At 68.8% G+C, this 19,870-nt stretch carries 14 protein-coding genes and 1 tRNA gene; 8 read left to right on the top strand and 7 right to left on the bottom strand.

Going from position 1 to position 19,870, the window contains the following annotated elements:
• Window positions 1-3: 3 nt before the first annotated feature.
• Window positions 4-1,098 carry a hypothetical protein gene (locus GA707_RS19175; RefSeq protein WP_152180061.1) on the bottom strand — a complete coding sequence of 365 codons (1,095 nt, stop codon included), beginning with the start codon at window positions 1,096-1,098 and terminating at the stop codon, window positions 4-6.
• Between the two features lie 138 nt (window positions 1,099-1,236).
• Between GA707_RS19175 and GA707_RS19170 the strand changes: the two genes are divergently transcribed.
• From GA707_RS19170 to GA707_RS19150, 5 genes are all read left to right on the top strand, one after another.
• Window positions 1,237-2,286, top strand: coding sequence for a chorismate-binding protein (locus GA707_RS19170; RefSeq protein WP_152180060.1), 1,050 nt, complete (start codon window positions 1,237-1,239; stop codon window positions 2,284-2,286).
• Between the two features lie 41 nt (window positions 2,287-2,327).
• The gene (locus GA707_RS19165) at window positions 2,328-3,167 is read left to right on the top strand and encodes an aminotransferase class IV (protein ID WP_193315437.1); all 840 of its coding nucleotides are present in this window, start codon (window positions 2,328-2,330) and stop codon (window positions 3,165-3,167) included.
• Window positions 3,164-3,622: a PGPGW domain-containing protein gene (locus GA707_RS19160; protein WP_226963966.1), complete on the top strand. Its 459-nt coding sequence runs from the start codon at window positions 3,164-3,166 to the stop codon at window positions 3,620-3,622. The genes GA707_RS19165 and GA707_RS19160 overlap by 4 nt, the downstream gene beginning before the upstream one ends.
• Window positions 3,623-3,653: 31 nt before the next feature.
• Window positions 3,654-3,730, top strand: a tRNA-Val gene (locus GA707_RS19155).
• A gap of 418 nt (window positions 3,731-4,148) precedes the next feature.
• Window positions 4,149-5,270, top strand: a complete 1,122-nt coding sequence (locus tag GA707_RS19150) for an acyltransferase (protein ID WP_152180059.1) — start codon at window positions 4,149-4,151, stop codon at window positions 5,268-5,270.
• Window positions 5,271-5,381: 111 nt separating this feature from the next.
• Here the strand turns inward: GA707_RS19150 and GA707_RS19145 are convergent, their stop codons facing one another.
• From GA707_RS19145 to GA707_RS21005, 3 genes are all read right to left on the bottom strand, one after another.
• Window positions 5,382-12,164 (bottom strand): LamG-like jellyroll fold domain-containing protein, encoded by a 6,783-nt coding sequence (locus GA707_RS19145; RefSeq protein ID WP_152180058.1) that lies wholly within the window; start codon window positions 12,162-12,164, stop codon window positions 5,382-5,384.
• Between the two features lie 93 nt (window positions 12,165-12,257).
• Complete coding sequence (locus tag GA707_RS19140; RefSeq protein ID WP_152180057.1) at window positions 12,258-12,962, bottom strand: hypothetical protein; 705 nt, start codon at window positions 12,960-12,962, stop codon at window positions 12,258-12,260.
• A gap of 268 nt (window positions 12,963-13,230) precedes the next feature.
• On the bottom strand, window positions 13,231-13,608 hold the full coding sequence (locus GA707_RS21005) for a hypothetical protein (protein ID WP_193315435.1): 378 nt from the start codon (window positions 13,606-13,608) through the stop codon (window positions 13,231-13,233).
• A 394-nt stretch (window positions 13,609-14,002) separates the two neighbouring features.
• Here GA707_RS21005 and GA707_RS19130 point away from each other — a divergent pair, with 394 nt between their 5' ends.
• A complete protein-coding gene (locus tag GA707_RS19130) occupies window positions 14,003-14,464 on the top strand; it encodes a DUF6326 family protein (RefSeq protein WP_152180056.1) in 462 nt (153 codons plus the stop codon).
• A gap of 183 nt (window positions 14,465-14,647) precedes the next feature.
• Window positions 14,648-15,631 (top strand): S9 family peptidase, encoded by a 984-nt coding sequence (locus tag GA707_RS19125; protein ID WP_193315434.1) that lies wholly within the window; start codon window positions 14,648-14,650, stop codon window positions 15,629-15,631.
• A gap of 62 nt (window positions 15,632-15,693) precedes the next feature.
• Here the strand turns inward: GA707_RS19125 and GA707_RS21865 are convergent, their stop codons facing one another.
• From GA707_RS21865 to GA707_RS21000, 3 genes are all read right to left on the bottom strand, one after another.
• Complete coding sequence (locus tag GA707_RS21865; RefSeq protein WP_152180087.1) at window positions 15,694-15,918, bottom strand: HigA family addiction module antitoxin; 225 nt, start codon at window positions 15,916-15,918, stop codon at window positions 15,694-15,696.
• Between the two features lie 250 nt (window positions 15,919-16,168).
• Window positions 16,169-16,483 (bottom strand): hypothetical protein, encoded by a 315-nt coding sequence (locus tag GA707_RS19115; RefSeq protein WP_152180054.1) that lies wholly within the window; start codon window positions 16,481-16,483, stop codon window positions 16,169-16,171.
• 168 nt (window positions 16,484-16,651) lie between these two features.
• On the bottom strand, window positions 16,652-17,065 hold the full coding sequence (locus tag GA707_RS21000) for a hypothetical protein (protein WP_193315433.1): 414 nt from the start codon (window positions 17,063-17,065) through the stop codon (window positions 16,652-16,654).
• A gap of 147 nt (window positions 17,066-17,212) precedes the next feature.
• Between GA707_RS21000 and GA707_RS19110 the strand changes: the two genes are divergently transcribed.
• A complete protein-coding gene (locus GA707_RS19110; RefSeq protein WP_193315432.1) occupies window positions 17,213-19,870 on the top strand; it encodes a tetratricopeptide repeat protein in 2,658 nt (885 codons plus the stop codon).

Below are 19,870 nucleotides of genomic sequence, written 5' to 3'. Positions count from 1 at the left end.
CGCTCAGCGGCCGGCCGGCTCCGGGTCGGTCGTGTCGTGCTCGACTCGCACCGCCCCGACCGGGGCGAACCGGTCGTGGTAGGTGATGAGCAGCGACAGGAGCATGACGAAGAACAGCGTGTCGCTCACCGACAGGGCCCGAGCACCCACGAACTGACCGGCGATGAGGACGAGGCCGATGTTGACGCCGACGCGGGCCATGAAGGCGGCGAACAGACCCGAGCGACTGCCCACGTGTCGCGCGACGAGCAGCGACACGACGACGTTGGCGAGGACGAAGATCGAGATGCCGACGAACATGCGCAGGTCAGAGACGTTCAGGCCGGGCAAGATACGGGCGTACACCGTTGCGAGCAGCCCGATGAGGGCGACCTTCTCCAGCGACCACCAGGAGATCACCTTGAGGTTGCGCGCCATCCAGGCGTCCCGCTCGCGGGCGGTGTCCATCTCCTCGGGCAATGGCTCCGGGGCGATCCTCCAGGACCAGTCCGGCGTGGGCATCCGCGGGATGACGACGAACCAGACCACTGCCACCAGCGCGATGACCGCGACGATGAGTGCCGGAGTGAACCATGGCACGTTGCGCATCGTGTCCGTCAGGTCGAGCTGGGCGACGTGGATCCAGTACTCCTGGGGGAGTTTGATGAAGATCCAGATCGCGGCGGCGGACAGCAGCCAGAAGCGGAGGCCGAATCGGCGCGGATCCCAGCGCAGCCGCACGAGCTCGTAGAAGATGAAGAAGTACTCGAAGGTGTTCGGGAAGATCAACAGGAGTGTGCGGATGCCCGTCAGCTCGAACAAGAGCACGCCGACCATCCGGTAGAAGAACAGGAACCGGGCGATCTGGACCGCGGCGGTCCGGGTCCAGTTCTGCAGGGTGCTGAGGAACGCGATCGACAGGTAGAACAGGTCCATCGCCTTGTCGTAGCCCTGGTAGCCGGGCGGGTCGAACCCGAACAGCTGGAACACCGTCTGGTCGACGCCGTCGATGACGAGACAGGCGATGATCGCGGGCAGCGGGTAGCGCGGGATGAGCAGTGGGACGAGGAAGCGTGCCGCGACCACGATGACGAAGACGATGGTGGCCTCGGTCGACACCTGCATCTCCTCTGCATGCGCGCTCTGTGCGACCGGGTTCGGCCCGCTCGGGACACGCTAGTTCAGTCGACCGGCGCGGTGTGCGGTGTTCGGACGGGGCCACCCACAGTGGGTGGGTCGGGCTCGGCCGCCCGTACCATGGCTCGGGTGGATCACGCGCGCTTCGGCACCGTTGAGGCGCGAGGGCTCGCCGAGGTCAGGGAGGACCTGAGCGACCTGCCGCCCGGCTGGTGGGCGATCGTCGTGACCTTCGAGGGGCAGATCACCGCGCTCCGCTTCGAGGAGGTATGCGGTGGTGCCGCTCACGCCGCCGTTCACCCGCGGTCGGGCTCACCCTGGGCGGGTCTCACCGGGCGGTGGCGAACGTCGATGGGGCGCGACGCATACGAGAAGGGTGTCGCGGAGATCCGGCGGCGGATCGCAGCCGGCACGGTGTACCAGGTCAACCTCTGCCGCGTCCTCAGCCACGACCTCGCCGGCTGGCCCGATCTTGCCGCGTTGTCGGCCGTCCTCGAGCAGGGTAATCCGGCTCCCTACGCGGGGCTGGTCGACGTGCGATCGGCCGGTGTCGGGGTCGTCTGCGCGTCGCCCGAGCTGTACCTGCGGGTGGACGGCCGGCGGGTGACCTCCGGGCCGATCAAGGGGACGGCGACGACGGCCGATGCACTCCTGCCGAAGGACGTCGCCGAGAACGTCATGATCGTCGACCTCGTGCGCAACGACCTGTCGCATGTGTGTGAGCCGGGCACCGTCGAGGTCGAGGCACTGTGCGCGGTCGAGAACCACCCCGGCCTGGTGCACCTGACCTCCTACGTCGCCGGCGACCTACGCGACGCCACCGGCTGGGGCGAGATCCTCGAGGCGACCTTCCCTCCGGGCTCCGTCAGCGGAGCTCCTAAGTCCAGTGCACTGCGCACTATCGGCGACCTGGAGCCGGAGGTGCGCGGCGCATACTGCGGGGCGATCGGCTGGATCGATACCCGTGATCCGGACCACCTCCGGGCGGAACTCGCAGTGGGCATCCGCACGTTCTTCGTCCGGCCCAGCGCGCAGTCCGGCGGTACATCGGCCGTGGAGCTGTGCTTCGGGACCGGCGCGGGTATCACCTGGGACTCCGACCCCGCCCTCGAGTGGGCCGAGACCGAGCTCAAGGCGGCCCGGCTCGTCGGACTCGCCTCGGCCCGGTGACGCCTCGCCCGCAGCGGGATGGATCTGGAAGGGTAGGACGCATGAGCACCGACATCCGCGTGTGGGTCGACGGCGCTCGGGTTGAGCCCGGCGCCCCTGCGATCAGCGCCGTCGACCACGGCATTACGGTCGGCGACGGGGTCTTCGAGACCGCGAAGGCTGAGGCGGGTCGGGTATTCGCCCTGACCCGGCACGCCGACCGCCTCGATCGGAGTCTCGACGGCCTGGGGCTGCCGCCGGCGAACCGAGGGGTGATCGAGGCCGGCATCGCCGCGGTGCTCGAGGAGCCGCTCGCGTTCGGTCGGGTGCGGTGGACCGTCACCGCCGGGATCGGCCCTCTCGGCTCGGACCGCGGCGATGGCGGCTACACCTACGTCGTCACGGCCGGGCCGATGCCGCGGCCGCCTGCCAGCGGCGGTGTCGTCGTCGTGCCGTGGACCCGCAACGAGCGGGCGGCTACCGCTGGGTTGAAGACCACGTCGTACGCCGACAATGTCGTCGCGCTCGCGCACGCCAAGGCTCGCGGGGCGAGTGAGGCGATCTTCGCCAACACCCGCGGTGAGTTGTGCGAGGGAACCGGCAGTAACATCTTCGTGGTCGTCGGCGACGAGATCCTTACTCCGCCGCTGAGGAGTGGCGCCCTGGCCGGCATCACGCGCGAGCTCGTCCTGCAGTGGTGCCTCGCCGACGGCGTCCCCGTCCGGGAGGTCGATCTGCCGATCGAGATCCTCCGGGATGCCGACGAGGTGTTCATCACCTCCTCGACCCGCGACGTCATGCCGGTGGACCGGGTGGACGAGCGGGTCCTGTCCGTGGGGCCCTTGACGAAGGCCGCGGCGGAGTCGTTCGCGCGGCACAGCGCCGAGTCGATGGACCCGTGACGGAGAAGCCGACCCGGCGCCCGCGACGGTTCCGCCCCTCGGACCCGCGCTACCAGCCCGAGCACGACTTCGCCTGGCGGGCCAAGATTCGGGCCAACGCCCAGAGCTACCTGATCTACCGGTGGATCGTCTTCTTCGTGGGGCTCACGATCGTCTGCCTCGGCCTCGTCCTGGTCCCGCTGCCCGGCCCGGGGTGGTTCATCGTCATCCTGGGCCTGCTCATCTGGGCCTCCGAGTTCGAGCGCGCCCAGCAGCTGCTCGACTTCGTCAAGGACCGGCTGACGGTGTGGAACGCGTGGGTGATGACCCAGAACTGGTTCGTCCGCGGGGTGCTCGGACTGCTGACGTTCGCGTTCGTCCTCCTCATCGTCTGGGCCGTTCTGAGGCTGTCCGGATCGGTCGTTCTGCTGCCCCAGCCGTACGAGGATTGGATGCAGGAGCACCTCTGGCTGTGATGTAGAGTCTCCCGGTGGTGTCCGCACCGACGGACGTGTAGCTCAGCTGGTTAGAGCGCTCGCTTCACACGCGAGAGGTCAGGGGTTCGAGTCCCTTCACGTCCACCACACGTATAGCCTTCTGATCAGGCAAAATGTCGAGGAGGGCACGGCTGGCAGGCCGCCGCGTGCAGGATCGTCTGAGACATTCCAGCGATGCCGGAGGCGAGCGCTCATGCAAGCGTGGGCTCTGCGTCGGGACCTGCGGCACAAGCCGAGGTTTCGCGGTACGCGCTAGTCCAACTCCTACCTCGGCCCTCGTACAGGGGAGGGGAGGAATCACGGCCGCATTGGGGGAGAGGTCCCGCGGTTGCGTCGAGGATGATAGTTCTCCACAGGGACTGCTGCGGCCTACGGTGTCGCACCGGGTTGGCCATGGAGGCCGCGTGCGGGGACGGACGGTGAGGGCGGTCACCCAGCGGTGGATCTCGCAAGTGGCGGGTGGCGTCGTCGTGGTGGTGCGACGATAGATGCAGGAGGCGCTGGGATGAGCGCACCACCGCAAACCGCCGTAATGACAGGTCGGCTGACCTGGGTCGACAATCTCAGGGTGGCCGCGATCGCGGGCGTCATCGTCGTGCACACCGCGACGGCCTACGTCACGGACATCGCGGACTGGTACTACCACGACGAGCTCGATCCCACGCCGGTGGGATTCGCGGTCTTCGCCGTGCCCGCCCTCTTCGGCGCCGTCTTCGGTCTGGGGCCGCTGTTCTGGCTGGCTGGGTGGTTCTCGGCCGGGTCGCTGCACCGGCGCGGACCCGGACGTTTCGTCGTCGACCGGCTGATCCGGCTCGGTGTCCCGGTGGCGGTCTTCGTTTTCGTGATCAACCCGCTCGCCGACCTGGTGGGGAGCCTGCGCCGCGAGCACGGATCCTTCGTGGACTACCTCGGCGAGTCGGAGTTCGGGGTGACCTGGTTCGTTGTGGCCCTCATCCTCTGCTCGACGCTGTATGCGCTGCTCCGGTCGGTCCGTCCGCAGCCCCTCACGCGGCGGCCGGGTTGGCGATCTCACCTGGCCGCCGCGGTTGTGATCACGGCGGGAGCAGTCGCGCTGTGGCCGACGTCGTCGCTGCTCGATGAGCACCTCATGAGCGCTCGCCCGGGGGCGTGGCTGCAGGGCGGCGTCCTCTTCGGCCTCGGCGCGATGGCCGCTGAGACCGCGGACGGCGAAGGTGTGCCCTTTCTCCAGCGGCGCACCGAGCGCGCCTGGGGGTGGGCAACGGTGGTGGGCGGGGCGGCGGCCATCGGCTTTATCGCCTCCTCGGGGGATGCGCCGCTGGAGGACATGCTGCACGAGATGGGGTGGCGCGGGATCGGGTTCGCCGTCGCATACGGGATCGTGTCCGTGTCGTTCACGATGTGGTGCCTCGCCTGGTTCCGGCGGAGATGGACGGGGGAGCGGCGCTGGTCGCGCGCGGCCGGGCGCGCGTCGTACGCCACCTACCTGATGCACCCGCTCGTCCTGACCTCGCTCATGGTCGGTCTTGGCTGGCTTGCCCTACCCCCGGAGGCGAAGTTCCTCCTCGTCGCCGCTCTCGGGGTACCCCTGTGCTTCGCCGTGGGTCACCTGGCCACCGTGGCCCCCGGACTGAGACGAGTGCTGTGAGCCTTCGAGTGTGGCGATTCGGTGCTGCGGTCTGCCGGACGACGCATCGACTCACTGGCGACCTTGATGGATTCACCTGCCGGCACGCGGAGCAGGGATCTTCCCTGCGGGTCAGGCAGGGGTCTCTTTGCCCTCCTCGGGCGATATGGGCAGCACGTGGGTCGCGTATCCGGCCCACGCGTAGTCGACAGTGTCACGAGTGAGCGCGGCGAGGGCGGTCGCGGCGGCGGGGTCGACGATGACGCCGGACGGGTCGGGCCTGGCGCGTTGCAGGAACTGGCTCCACCAGGAGATGTGTAGTTCGAGGACTGCTGGTGGGTAGGTCCCTGGAGCGGTGGGTGCGGGGTTCATCACCGCAGCCACGGCGGCTCCAATGCTGATTCGGCTGATCGGCACTGTGTCGGGGATGGCGGCGTCGATGAGCCTGAGAAGGGTTGCGTTGTTGGTGAGGTTGACGGGCTCACGCTCGACCGGCGAGGTGAGAAAGAGGGGCCCGGATGCGACCGAGGGCGGGATGCGTTCGACGTAGGTGACCCGGTGGAGGACTCGCCAGACGGGGTTGGTGGAATCGATCTCGCGCAGTGCGCGGGCGGTGGGGTCGTTGGAGAGCTGTTTCCAGCTGTGGTCGACGATGGTGTCGAATGCAGAGGCGTTGGCGGTCCGGGGTGGGAGGTAGATCGACATGAACCGGTACTGGCGGACCTTGCCGGGGGCGGGACCGGGCAGGAATGCGCCGATGCCAGGGCCGTACTCGGCCGGCGCAGTGGGGTCCCAGGCTCTCAGGTATGCCTCGCCCTCAAGCGTGACCTCGAGGGAGAGCGCCTGGCTGAGTCCCTCGGAGTGGCCGACGGTCACCTCGACGGTGTGGGTGCCGAGAAGGTCCAGGGACCAGGCCCATCCGAGTTTGAGGTAGAACTCCCCCCCGGCGCTGATGCCGCCGCCGACGGCGAGACTGCGGAAGCCGCTGAAGGACTTGGTGGTGGTGGCCGCGAGAGTTTGGGTTTCGGTGTGCAGACCGCCGTCGGCGGACCAGGTGTACCGGTTGACGAGCCCGCTGCGACCGGTGGCGACCTGGCCTTGGTCCCCTGGTGCGGTCTCGAAGTCGACGGGAAGGTTGGCGGGTACGTCGGTCAGGGACGCGTCGCCTTCCTTGCCGAGGCTCTCGACGTCGAGCTGTTCGGCGTAGGCTCGCTGTTGTTCGGCTTCTCGGGTGATCTGTTCGGCGAGGGCGTATCCCTGGATGGGTTTGTAGAAGCTGCCGCGTTGCCGGTCGGCCGAGGGGTAGGCGGGGTCGTTGACGAGGCCGATTTTGCCGTCGAGGCATCCGGCGAGCGTGTTCTGCTTGTTCATGGGGAACATGAGGATGTTCCGGTCGGGTGGGATGGTCGGGTTGGGCACGACCACGGTCCCGAGTGCCTGACCGGTGGCGGCGAAGGTGACCGCGTACAGGTCGGCTGTGAGGGACTCGACGAGGGCGCAGCCGAGGTTGTCGGGGACGAACCGGCGGCCGACCTGAGGGTTGAGGTAGTCGGTCTGCTCTTCTTCGTAGGGTTCCCAGTCACCGCTGATACCGAGCGTGTCGCGTTGGCCGGCCGTCCATGCCGCGTCGTACTGGGTGCCGTCTTGGGTGCCCCACTGCCCCTGGAAGGCGAACCTGGCCTGCACCTGGTTCTTGAATTCGTAGGTGTTGTCAGAGATGGCCACCAGGTTGGCGAGCGTCGATTGGTAGGTGCCGAAGATGCCGAGGGCGGCGCTGACGTTCAGGCTGCCGTTGTCGTTGGTGGAGGAGGTGTAGCTGACCTGGTTCCCGGCTTGCTGGACGAGGGAGACGGTGGCCGTGTCGAGGTAGCGCATGTAGCCGGGTCCGGCCGGTTGGAGGTAGTAGGGCCGGGTGAGGTTCTCTGACGGCACCGGTGGGGCGCCTTCGATGAAGCCGATGAGCGTGGGGTCGGTTTGCACCTGGCCGACCCAGACGAGGGCGAGGTCGCCGACGTAGATGGGCCGGTCGGGCGACTCGCTGGCGTCGACGACGTAGGTGCGTTTGACGACTGCGGCGGGCGTACGTCCGGATAGGCGCTGGACGTCGACGGCGGATCCGATGGCGGGCCTGTCGGCGAGGGATCGGCTGCGTTCGGTGATGACGCCGCCGTAGATGGCGCGCGTGACGGCCCCTTCGATGGTGACCGGCACGGTGGACGGAACGTTCCGTGCGGTAGGGACGGTGATGTCGTTGCCTCCGCCGGTGATGTCTCGACCGCCTGGGCTGAACGTCCACCCGGCGAGCAGGTCCGCCTCGGTGCCGAAGCGCGGGGTGAACTGCTGGTCCTGGATCGTTTCGAGAGTGCGCGCGGTGTCCCACAGGGTCACCGACGCGACGTCGCCCGAGAGGCCGCGGACGTCGCCGTCGGAGGCTCCGATCCACCACCCGGTGCTCGCCGACGGTGTGAGCGTTCCTGTGTAGGGCTTGGTGCTGGAGACCATGGCCCCGTTGGCGTAGACGGTCATGGTGGAGGTGTCCCGCAGCAGCTGCCACGGGGCGGAGCTGCTGAGGACGCCGTCGTTGCCACCGATGGTGTCGGTGGCGGTGCGGCCTTCCTGCTCGAGGAAGTCCCACTGAGCGGCGAGCCCTTCGGGTGGGCCGAAGCGCGGCCAGCGGGCGTACTCCTCGGGGAACAGGTCCTCCTTTGTGGCGACGCTGCCCCAGAACCGGAGCCGGCCGAGGGCTGCCCGCAGGGGTCGCAGCGAGTCGAGGGTCTGCGGCGCGGCACCGGCGGGGACGGAGACGCCGCGCCCGGCGAGGAACTCCACCTGGGTGGCCTGGACCTGGATGCTCGCGCGGTCCTGCTCGCCGGTCTCGGGGGTGCCGACGGGTTTCCCGTCGACCCAGAAGGTCACGGTCCAGGTGGACTTCTCGTCCTCCTGTTCGCGCGGTGCGGTGCGGAACGTGACGGCAACGTGGTGCACCTTCCCGTCGGCGAGTCCTGCGCCCTCGGACGTGGTGCTGACCGAGTCGGTGACCCCCGCGGAGTCGGTCACGAGCCGCAGCTCCAGGGTGAGCTCGCCGGCGGAGGTGACCCCGAAGCGGTAGCTCTGGTCGTGCGGGTCCTCGTCCCAGGCCCACCGCCCGGCGATCGTGCCGGTGAGGCGTTCCTCGGTGGGTAGCCGTAGCCAGGCGTCGATGGAGAACCCCGATCCGGCGTCCAGGTCGTCACTGTGGGCACAGCTCATCGAGTCGATGAGTCCGGCATCGGTGCGGTCGCGGGGGTTGAGATCGAGGGCGCCACCGGCCTCGAACGTGATCGCGAGATGGTTCCATCGGCCGGTTGCCAGGAGCGCATCGGCGGCCACCGGGTCCAGCCCACCGACGGTGGCGAGCACGGAGAGGAACACGTCGTCCGTGACAAGGTCCAGCGGCTGCTTGCCGGTGACGACGAGGGCGTCCCAGGGTGCTCCGGTGGTCGTGGCGACGTTGCACAGGAAGCGGTCGCTTCCGCTCCCCGCGACGATGGCGGTCAGCGGCCAGGCGCCGAGCAGCCCGGGTTCGGTGCCGGCGACGGCCACGAAGGCGCTGCGTCGGATCTCCGCGATCGAGCGCCGGGTGGACCACAGTCGCAGCTGGGTGAGCTTGCCGAAGACCGACGCTCCGTACGGGCTCTTGCTGCCGATGACGACGGTGGCGCCGTCGTCGCCCGCTGGCAGGGTGACGTCGGTGAAGGTCGCGTCGATCACGGCGTTGACGACGAGGTCGACGGTCCAGGTCGTTGCGTCAGCGGCGCGTGTGCCGCGCAGCGCGACATGGTTCCACTGCGGCGTGTCGTCTTCGTCGACGTGGGGGAGTGCGCCCTGGCTGAGATACGGCGTGGTCTGTGACCCGTCGACGCTGACCTCGAGCAGGATGCGACGGTCGGCCCGGAGGCCGAGTGCCACCGCGGGCACCGAGAAGCCGGGGATCTCGACAGCCAGGATGCCGCCCAGGGGTGCCTCGTCGGCGCCGCGGGGAGCGGCTGCCTGGTCCGGCTGGACCCAGACCTCCCAGGTGAAGGCGTCCGGGGGGAGGGGGGTGTGCCCGGGGGAGACCGAGCCCTGCGCGTAGGAGCTGTCCGGGACTCCGGGGCCGTGGTCGTAGGAGCCGAGGTCGAGCACGTCCTGGCCGTCCAGGGCTACTCGGTAGTCGAGGGCGGGTGCATCGGCGGCGACGGGTGTCGTTGTGTCGGCGAAGGTGATGACACGTTGCGGGTTGCGTCCGGTCGGCTGCAGCCACGTCTCCAGCGTCCACTGTGGCGATGGTCGCAGCCGGGCGCTGCGTTGGGTCGGGTGGCCGTTCTCCAGGATCGGCACTAAGAGGCTGTCGGTGCCGTCGAAGGTGACCGCCTGGTGGGGGTTCTCCCTCAGCCAGACCCCCGAGCGCGGCTGCTCGTTGCCGGCGGCCGTGTTCCCGAGACTGCGGCTGGCCCTCGATGCCGCCGGCGAGGGGGTGTCCAGGATGTAGGCGGGGGCTCCGTCGTCAGGGACGTCGCCGGAGGCGACGAGGCCGATCATCTCCACGCGCGACGGGCCGGCCTGGGCCGGCTCGAACGTGTGGCGTTGGCGGCCGGCCGACAAGGGGGCTGTGGAGGCCGCCAGGGTGGTGGCATCGGGCAGGTCGGGTGGCTGACGTAGGTCGAAGAGGCATGCGGCGTCGCGCAAGTCGACCCGTCCGGCCGGGTCGCGGGTCAGGGCCACGGTACCGGCGGCGCCTGTCGCGTCGACGTGCAGCCCGAGGGCCTGGAACACCGCGTCCTTGCCCAGGTCGGCGACGAAGCCGACGACCTCCGCTCGCACGCCTTGGATCGTGCCCGCACCGGTGACGTGAGCGAAGTGGACGTCGAGCAGGGCGCGGTCGAGGGCTGAGACGGTGACGTCGATGGTCATGCCCGCGATGTCACCCGGTGCCTGGGCCGTCGGGAGGAGGAGCAGCGGGGTGAGGATGGGCGAGCCTGTCGTGGGTAGGGCGAAGAGGGGCGTCGAGCCGGGGCCGGGGGTGTAGTCGTAGGTCGAAGTCGCGGCGCTTCCGCTGAGCACGGTCAGTGCCTCGGCGAGGTTGGTGGGCAGCCCGCTCCAGACCTGGACGAGGTCATCGGAGCCGGTGGTGTAGCGCAGTTCGAGCCGCGCGGTGTCGCCATCGACGCCGACCGAGCCGCTGCGCAGGGGGACACCGGTGCGGGTCGAGGTGAGCACCGCGTACGCGGTGTGTTCCTGCGTGGCGGGAACCCCCGTGCTCAAAGGCAGCCTCAGCTGTGGGTGGAGTCCGTCGAAGTCGAAGAAGGGTCGGGCCCCGCTGGTGACGCTCGGGTCGGCGCTGTCGTCGGTGGCGCCACCGTTGAGGACGGCCATGAGGACGTCTGTCTGCCGGGGGAGCCCGACCCAGCGCTCGGATGGCAGGTGACTGGCCGCGGGGTAGCTGATCGTCAGGTCGCACAGGTCGCTTTGGTCGGTGCGCGCATCGTTGGTGAAGGTGGCGGGCGAGACGGTCACCGTCGTTCCCGTCATGATCGCCCCCGCGGCTCTGGCGGCCAGGTGGACCGCCCCTGGTGGCTGCTCGCTGCTGACCAGCTGTGCCCACGGCAGGTCGAGGACGAGTCGGCTGACTCTCGGGTCGAAGTGGGCCACCAGGGCCTGTGGCTGGCCGGGCACCAGCGCATGCCAGCCGGTCACCTCTGCGGTGTCGACCGGGACTGGGGGGCCGCCGTAGTACAGGTGCACCAGGCCGTCGTCGCCAGGCCGGAGCAGCATGTCGACCGCGGGATCAGCGGCCGGGGCGACCTGTCCGAGCAGCATCAGGTTGACGACCAGTCCGTCGACGACCTGGACGCAGTCCGCCGCCTGGGCGCCGGTCGGGTAGAACGGGGCGGTCCGGTCCGGCGTGAACGTCCCCTCGCGCAGGGTCCCGTCGACGAGCTGCACCACCTGCTGCTCGGCAGTGAGGACGCTGATCTGGCCGTCGGCTCCGACGCAGAAGTCATAGACCGCCATCGCCGAGCCGAGGCCGGTGCCTGAGACCGGGACGGTGACCAGGAGCCGGCCCTGCCGAGGCACGTCGACGTCGGTGCCCGCACCGGTGGGCACCGTGTCGTGCTCGGCGTAGAACGCCACGGCGGGCGCGATGTCTGTAGACACGGTCAGGGCTGCTGTGCTCCCGCCGTGGACGTGCAGCGAGGGTGTCAGGGTGGTGATCGGGTCATCGGCAGGGATCAGGAGCGTGTCGTCGGTCTGGGTGAATCGGTGCAGGTGCACTCCGTTGCCGGTCGAGACCGCGACGTACCAGGCGACGGCTCCCGCTGTTGCTGTGGGGACACGGGTGACCGCGAACCGTCCTGTGCTCGCGTGTCCGATGGTCGTCAGCTCGATGGTCGGCTCGAGGAAGGGTGCGCCGGTTAGGTCCACCGTCGACCAGGTGTCGGTGTCGTCCAGGGCCACGTCCCGCAGCCCGCTGCGCTGGTACCGGGCTTCGTGTGCGGGTTCGAGCGCGTAGCGGGTCTCCTCGCTTTCGCCGACCGTCTCGGTGTGACTGGTGAGTGCGAGCCGGTTGAGGTACACCGTGCCAGTGGCCGAGGCTCGGAAGCACCACAGGTGCCGGTCGTCGCTGACGACCTGGAAGGCGGCGTCGGCCGGACTCACCGCGGCAGTCACGGGCAGGACCGTGAGTAGATCCATGCCGCTGACGCGCAGCTCCGGAGTGGGAGCGGCCGTCGCCCCGGTGGTGACGGGGGATGACGGGTCGGTCGGCGCCTCGGGGAATGAGAAGCGGTACCACCCGTTCCATGCGGCCTCGTCCGCGGCGTCCAGGGTGGCCGAAGGGTCGAGGACCTGGAGGTACAGCTCATCGGTTGCGGCATCGGACGCTCGGGCGAGCATGACCAGTCGATCCTGATGACGCACGATCACCGGAGAGGTCAGGGGGGTGCCCCACGCGGTGGACGACGGCCCCGCCGAGCCCGGCACGGTCGGCTATTTCTTCTCGATGACGACGACGGGTTCGAGATACGTGTAGCCGTCGAGGCTGGCCTCGTTCTCCGAGATGCTTGGGGGCTTGTAGCGACCTGCGTTTGGGCCTGTGAACCCGGCGGCGAAACTGTAGTCACACGTGCTCAGCAGGTTGAACGTGAAGGTCAGCGGAGTCCCGTCGGTGAGCTGGTAGGTCACCGACCCGGACACCCCCAACCCCGAGGCATTGCCGGAATGCGCCTCGAACAGGGACTCCGTCCCACCGGCGGAGACCGTCGAGGTGTAGCTCGCCAGCGAACCGTGGGAGAAGTCGCTGGTGGCGTATGAGAGGTCCAGGCCGGCATTGTTGGTCAGGGTGGGGATGACGTAGCAGTACACGCCCGCCTTGCCGGGCCGGCTCAGTCCGCCTTCGTCACCGACCGCCGGGTGTAGCGCACCCTCGACGATCTCGCGCACGGCTCGTACCCCTGCAGGTCCGGAGAAAACCTTGAAGGGCTCGGGGAGGGCGAGCACGTCGCAGGCGACGCTGCCGGCCGCAGGATCGTAGCGGTAGTCCACGCGCCCGCCGTGACCCTCGGCGATACCGGCGTTCTCGGAGATCCCGGTCATCCCCATCTGGGTCAGCATCGCCCGCGCCCGCGGGATGGCGTGTTCGCGCACCCCCTCGACCGTGAACGTCGTCGATCCGTCATCGCGCATGCCTGCCATGGCCCCTGCCCCTGCCTGCTATCCGGTTGTCGACGCCGCACCGGCGCTTCCGGTCCAGCATCCTCTCGTCGGACACGACCTGTCTAGAGTCAGTGCAAGCGTGAGCCGGCCGGGGCCGCGACTCAGTCGCGAGGGAGTGTGAAGTCGAAGAGGTCTGGGACCTCCGGTGGACTGATGTTGGGATCCAGGCAGCGGCAGAGGACGTTGACGTACATCTGGGCTGAACGGTCGCTGTGTGTCGGGGCGTCACCCACTTCGACGATGGCGGTCAGCCCATTCTCCCTGTCGAAGCGTGTCGTTCTGCGGCGTCCCGAACTGCTGGAACCCCCTGTGGCTGTAAAAGATTGCGACGTCGAGTATCCGCCCTTCCCCGTCGACGCATATCGCATAGGGCACGTTCGGGTCGCTGGGAAGGTCGTGTTCGCCATCTGACGTGGGAGCCGCTGACGAGCAGCCGCGCGGGGTCGATGGGTATCAGGTCGAGATCGTCGAGGTCGACCGGGTTCTCACCGTCGATGCCGGTGTCGCTGGTCCTGAACGCGATCTCGCCGGTCCTCGGGTCGATCAGCCATCGGTGCTCGTAGTCGGTCTGGTCGTTCAAGGCGGTCACGATCTCCTCAACGTCGAGAGCGTCGAGATCCAGCACGGAATCAGGGGAATCAGGGGAATCAGGGTATGACCTCCACGGCCCCCGCCACCCCATGCGCAAAGGGTGACCGAGAGCGCCCAGCGCCCGGCGGTGTGCAGCACCTTCAGTGCGCTACGTAGCGGCGTTTGGACTGTCTGAGCCGAGGGTCGGGGAGTGTGCCGTGGGCTTGGGGCACGACGTGTCCACAAGATGAGCCGCCACTCTCGCTCGGCGAACCGCGGACCTGCGCCGCGGTGACGGCCTGAGGTGGCAGGCGGCCGGCAGAGTCTCAGGGCACGTGAGGTCTGCCACGGGCGCCCGTCACGCACTTCCGGTCGGCGGGACAATGCAGGAAGGGGGAAGTGGGCCGGATCGCCGGCTTCCTACTCAGTCGAATCGGGATGACAACCCCATGCACACCAACACCGACTACCGGGACTCGTGGATCAACCCCCGCATCAAGATCGCTGCACTGTGGACATCGACGATGTTCATCTTCGCCTACGTCGACCTGTTCAGCCTGTACCGCCCCGACATTCGTGCCGACATCGAGGCCGGCGAGATGTTCGTGTTCTCGATCGGGCAAGGCTTCCTGCTCGGCGTGACCCTCTACATCGCACTCCCCAGCCTGATGGTGTTCCTCAGCCTCGTCCTGCCAGCCAAGACCACGCGCATGGCGAACATCGTCCTAGCGGCCATCTACGCCGTGACCATCGCCGGAGCTGCCGTCGGCGAATGGAACTACTACATCCTCGGCAGCGCCATCGAAGTCGCCCTACTCGCCGGCATCGTCTACTACGCCTGGACCTGGCCCAAGACCACCGAGGCGGCATCCACAGCAATCCGCGATGAGCGCGCCGCCCACCGGGTCTAATCGTGGCACTCGACCCAGCACGACAGCACCTGACCGGCCAATCGCGGTCCTTGTCACCAGCCGCAACGACCGACTCTGATGGTCAAAGTTCACCATGCCGTGGCTGGTGGACTCAGCCGCAGACGAAAGGGTGTGCGCACCGGGCGCCGTCAGCAGTGCGCCACCGAGGCGGACCATGACGGCATGACGTGGCCGATGATGGTGGGCACGCGAACCGACGACGATGCACGCCTTGGGCGCCTGGCGCGGTGGGCAGCCGCTGTGCTGCTGGTTGTGGGGACGATGGTGGCGTGCGGGTCCTCCAGCGACACCGGCGCCACGGCGTCGCGGTCGGCGAATGCCACGGACGCACCAGCTGGGGTCCTGCCGGGCAGCACGGCGGAGTTCCTGCCCGGCCTGGACGCCACGCTCGTGCTCCCAACCGAGCCCGCCGGTGGGATGCCGTTGGTCGTGCTCGTCCCCGGTGGTGGCTGGGCGTCGGCGGACCCGAGCGGCCTGGCTCCACTGGCCCACGATCTGGCCAGCCGCGGTGCTGCGGTGGTCATGGTGGCCTACCGCACCGCCGCCGACGGGGCGTTCTTCCCGGTGCCCGTCCAGGACGTCGCCTGTGGGGTGGGCTACGCCGCCGGAGTCCTGCACGCCGAGGGCGTGGAGGGCTCGCCGGTCGTGATCGTGGGGCACTCCGCCGGCGCTCACCTGGCGGCTCTCGTGGCCCTTGCCCCCGACACGTTCACCGACCCGGCCTGCCCCTACGCGGCAGTCGCCCCGACCGCGCTCGTCGGTCTCGCCGGCCCCTACGACATCACCGAGATCGGGCCCCTGGCGGCCAATCTGTTCGGCCCTGATCGGCCCGACCCGACGACCTGGCTCGACGGTGACCCGCTCATCCTGAACGACCGCCGCCCCGACCTGCCCGTCCTGCTGGTCCACGGCACGGCCGACACCGTTGTGCCGGTCAGGTTCACCGACGACTTCGCCGCCGCGCTGCGCCGCGGTGGACACGACGTCACAACCGTCTACCCCGATCGCGTCACCCACGACACCGTGTACAGCGCCGAGGTCACCGCACCGATCATCGCCGACTGGCTCGCCACCATCACCGCAGCACGGCCGCCCGCCCCACGAACCGTGGCTGATGCCCTCACTGTCCTCCAGCATCGACCCTGAAACACCGATCCCGGCGTCGCGGTGCATCCACAGGCGGCGGATGGACGAACGAGCAGAGGGCCCTAGCTGACCAGGCTCTCGATGCGGATCAGGTCGTCCTCGTGGGTGTCGTGTTCGACTTCGATGTCGTAGTCGGCCTGGATGTTGATCCAGAAGCGCTCGCTGGTCCGCAGAGCTCGGGAGAGTCGCAGTCCGGTTTCGGTGGTGATCCGCCGCCTGCCGCGAACGATCTCCCCGATGCGGGTCTGACTCAGGCCGGTTGCCCGCGCCAGCCGGTACTGGCTGATCCTCGAGTTCCCTTTCGTGCAGGATCAGGCAGGAGCCCTCAATTGCTTCGAGTCCCTTCACGTCCACCACTGGCTACCTGCTGACCTGCGAAACCCGGGAAACGCCTGTGAAGCAAGGGCGGACGCGGGTGTCGTGATTTCCACTCCGACGGTTCGCGGAACGGCGACGCTGCCCCTGTTGGGGGCTTCAACTCGTAGACGGTGCCGAGGAACGACGCTTGCTCCGCGCCCGAGGGATGGCACGCATCGGTCACGGGCGATAGGCGGCGTCGTCCTTGGTCACCCAGACCTGGTCGTGGTGCTCGTCCTGGACGCCCACCCCCTTAACGACCTTCCGACAGAGCACCCCGTTGCCGTTGTGGTCCTTGTCGGCGTAGTGGTTGATCGTGTACTCGAACCACCCGAGGTGGTCCGGCACCCACCAGAGCTCCCAGCCGGTCGGGCAGCTACCCAGTTCGGCCGGCGGCGGATCGTGCATCGGCTCCGCAACCGCGGATGCGCTTGCGAGCGTCACCACCCCGAGCGTCGCTGCCGCAAGAGCGAGGCGCACAGACCGCGTACGCATGTTCCCTCCCTCACCGATGGCCACACTCCCCGCTGAGCGTGGCCCTACCTCGATAAAAGCATGCTGGCCGTGTGCCGACGCTATGAACGGCGCCGATGTGACGCACACGGCAACGAAGCGGGATGGCGGCACGACGTGCGGTTGACCGACAACCGTGGCAAACGATCATCAGCCACGGATGGTGCCGGTGATCATGATCTCGAACTCGCCCTCCTCCTTGGTCGCGCCCGCGAAGGAGCAGGTCACGGGTTCCTTCGGCGGTCGGCCCGGTCCGGTGTAGGTCTCGCCGGGAGCCAGGTGGCGGGCTTTCAGGCCCTCACCGGTCACGATGGTGACCTGGTAGGGGTGGAGGAGACCACCCGTCGGGGAGAAGTCCTCGCCCAACAGCCGAACCGGGGCGAACAGGTAGGGCGCCTGGGGAGCGACGTATACGGTCTTGAACCCACAGGTGTCCGCACCCGTCAGCAGGAGACCTCGCAGGGAACCGCCGGGTGGCGCCGCGGACGCCGGCGGCAAGATCGCTGCGGCCAGGGCCGCGGCGATGGTCGCTGCGCCAACTGTGAGTCGGAGAGAACGAGACATTGTGGAACTCCTCGCAGGCGGTCCTGCCTGGGCCATGATACGTCGCACGCGGGGCTCGTGAACAGGCCCGGCGGTCACCCTGCGCCGACCGTTCGAGTGGTCGAAAGATCGGTGACACCAGTGCTGGAAGGGGCGATACTGACGGGCATGAGCCCGCTGCCGACGGGGACGCTGACGATGCTTTTCAGTGACATCGAGGGATCGACGTCGCTCCTCAACGGGTTGGGGCCTCGTTGGGGTGAGGCGCTGTCAGCTCAGCGTCGGATCCTTCGCGCCGCCTTCGAGGCGCACGGCGGACAAGAGATCGGAACCGAGGGCGACAGCTTCTTCGTCGTGTTCACCTCGGCGCGCGAGGCGCTGTCGGCGGCCGTCGAGGGCCAGCGAGGCCTCGGGGAGTACGCGTGGCCCGGGGGTGCCCGCATGCGGGTGAGGATGGGCCTTCACACAGGAGAGCCCGAACGGCACGAGGATGACTACATCGGCCTCGACGTTCACCGGGCCGCCCGGATCGCCGGTGCCGCACACGGGGGCCAGATCGTCGTGTCGGCAGCCACCCAGGAACTCGTCGGGGGCCGTGGGGACGGCTATCGGCTGCGAGATCTGGGGTGGCACCGGCTGAAGGATCTCAGGGAGCCGGAGCACCTCTTCGACGTCGGGGCGCCCGGCCTCGACGATGCCCATCCACCGCTGCGCAGCCTGGGAGCCGGAGTGAGCCTGCCGAGCTACGCCACGCCGCTGCTCGGTCGCGACCGGGAGGTGGCCGAGCTCTGCTCGATGGTCGCCGACGGCTGTCGGCTCGTGACCCTGACCGGCACGGGCGGGACCGGCAAGACGCGTCTGGCGGTCTCGGTGGCTCGCGAGCTCGAAGGGCAGTTCTCCCGCGACGTCTACTTCGTTCCGCTGCACGCTCATGATCGCGCCGACCTGATGTGGTCGGAGATCTCCGACGCACTGAGTGCACCTGCCGACGCGAACGGCTCACCCGATGAGCGGGCTCTCCGCTTCCTCGAGGACCGTGAGGCGCTCCTCGTTCTGGACAACCTCGAGCAGATCACGGAGGCCGACCTGGTCGTGGGTCGACTGCTGAGCGCGGCCCCCCGGCTGCGGATCCTTGCCACGTCACGCCGGCCGTTGCACCTCGTCGACGAGCAGCAGTACCCCGTGTCTCCTCTTCCGGTCCCGGACGATGTCGACGGCCTCCGGCTGGAGGAGGTGCAGACCGGTGCGGTGGATCTCTTCGTCCAGCGGGCCAGGATGGTCAAGCCGACCTTCTCCCTGAGCCGTGACAACGTCGCCGACGTCGTGGCACTCTGTGCGCGCCTCGACGGGCTGCCGTTGGCCGTCGAGCTCGCTGCGGCACGGTGCCGCCTCCTCAGCCCCAGGGCCCTTCTGGCGCGAATCGACGAGCGTCCCTCGGAGACCGTCCCGGCAGCGGATCGCTCGCAGCGGCAGCGGACGCTGTGGGCCACGATCGCCTGGAGCTACGACCTCCTCGACTCGCGGGACCAGAGGATCTTCCACCAGCTCGGGGCCTTCTCGAGCCGGTTCGACCTCGACGCTGTGGCGCAGGTCGTGGTCGCGGAGGATCGTGATCCCTTGGATGTCGTGGCCCACCTGGTCGACGTCAGCTTGCTGGAGATCGTGGAGGGGCCCGACGGCGAACCGATGATCTTCATGCTCGAGACGGTCCGCCGCTTCGCCCGCGCGCGCCTTCAAGAGTCCGCCGAGCATGACGACGTGCGTATGGCGCACTCCCGGTGGTGTGTGCACGTCGCGACCCAGATCAAGGGCCTGCTCAACGGGCCCATGCAGATGAGCGCGCTGGACCGGATGAAGGTCGTCGAGGAGGACATCCGCGCAGCCCTCGAGTGGTGCCTGGCGTCCACGGTTGAGCCGGCGGGCGAGCGCGCGGCCTGCGGATACGCCCTGCTGGAGCCGATGAACTCCTACTGGTACCGCTTCGGCCGGATCTCGGAGGGCCGCGCATGGCACGAACGCGCCCTCCGGCTCCTGGCGGCCGCCGACGTTCCGGACAGCACCGAGGTGGTCGATGCCCTCCATGGAGTGGGCGTGCTCGCCGTCCAGCAGCTCGACCTGACGTCGGCCCTGCCGGCGCTCGAACGCGCCCTCGCGATGGCCCACCGCCTCGGTGACCTGGACAGGGAGGCGCGGGAGTCGAACAGCCTCGGCATTGCCCGCCGCGAGGCCGGCGATGTCGAGGAGGCTCGCACCCTGATCGAACGCAGCCTGTCCATCTCTCGTGAGATCGCGGATCCGCATCGGGAAGCGACCGCTCTGAGCAACATGGTCCATGTGCAGATGGACATCGGCGACTACTCCGCAGCCGTCGAGGCCGCTCGAACCGCGATCGCCGCGGACACCCAGCTGGGCGACCCGTGGGGCGTCGCAGTCAACCAGGTCAACCTCGTCGTGGCTCTGTTGCACTCGGAGGGGCCGGAACGAGCGCACCACACCCTCCGGGAGGTCGCCGTGGAGGTGATCGCCCTCGGCGACGTCGAGCTCTCGATCGAGCTGCTCGACGCCGCCGCGGCGATCTGGGCCGGGCTGGGGGATCCGCAGCTGGCGGCTACTCTGCTGGGCGTGGCCGAGAAGGAGCGACAGCTGGCGGGTATCCCCCGGCGGGCTCCCGATCAGCGGCTTCTCGACCGCTTCATCGAACCGGTTCACCAAGCCTCCCCTGCAGGGGCGTGGCGCGATGCACGGGAGCGGGGAGCGGCGCTGAGCATCGACGAGGCGGTTTCCCAGGCAACCGCTTCCGATCGACCGGTTCGCATGCCTGCGTGA

Source organism: Nostocoides sp. F2B08 (assembly GCF_009184895.1).
Classification (GTDB): Bacteria; Actinomycetota; Actinomycetes; order Actinomycetales; family Dermatophilaceae; genus F2B08.
Note: the sequence above shows the minus strand (reverse complement) of the source record. Positions and strands in the feature narration are given on the sequence as shown.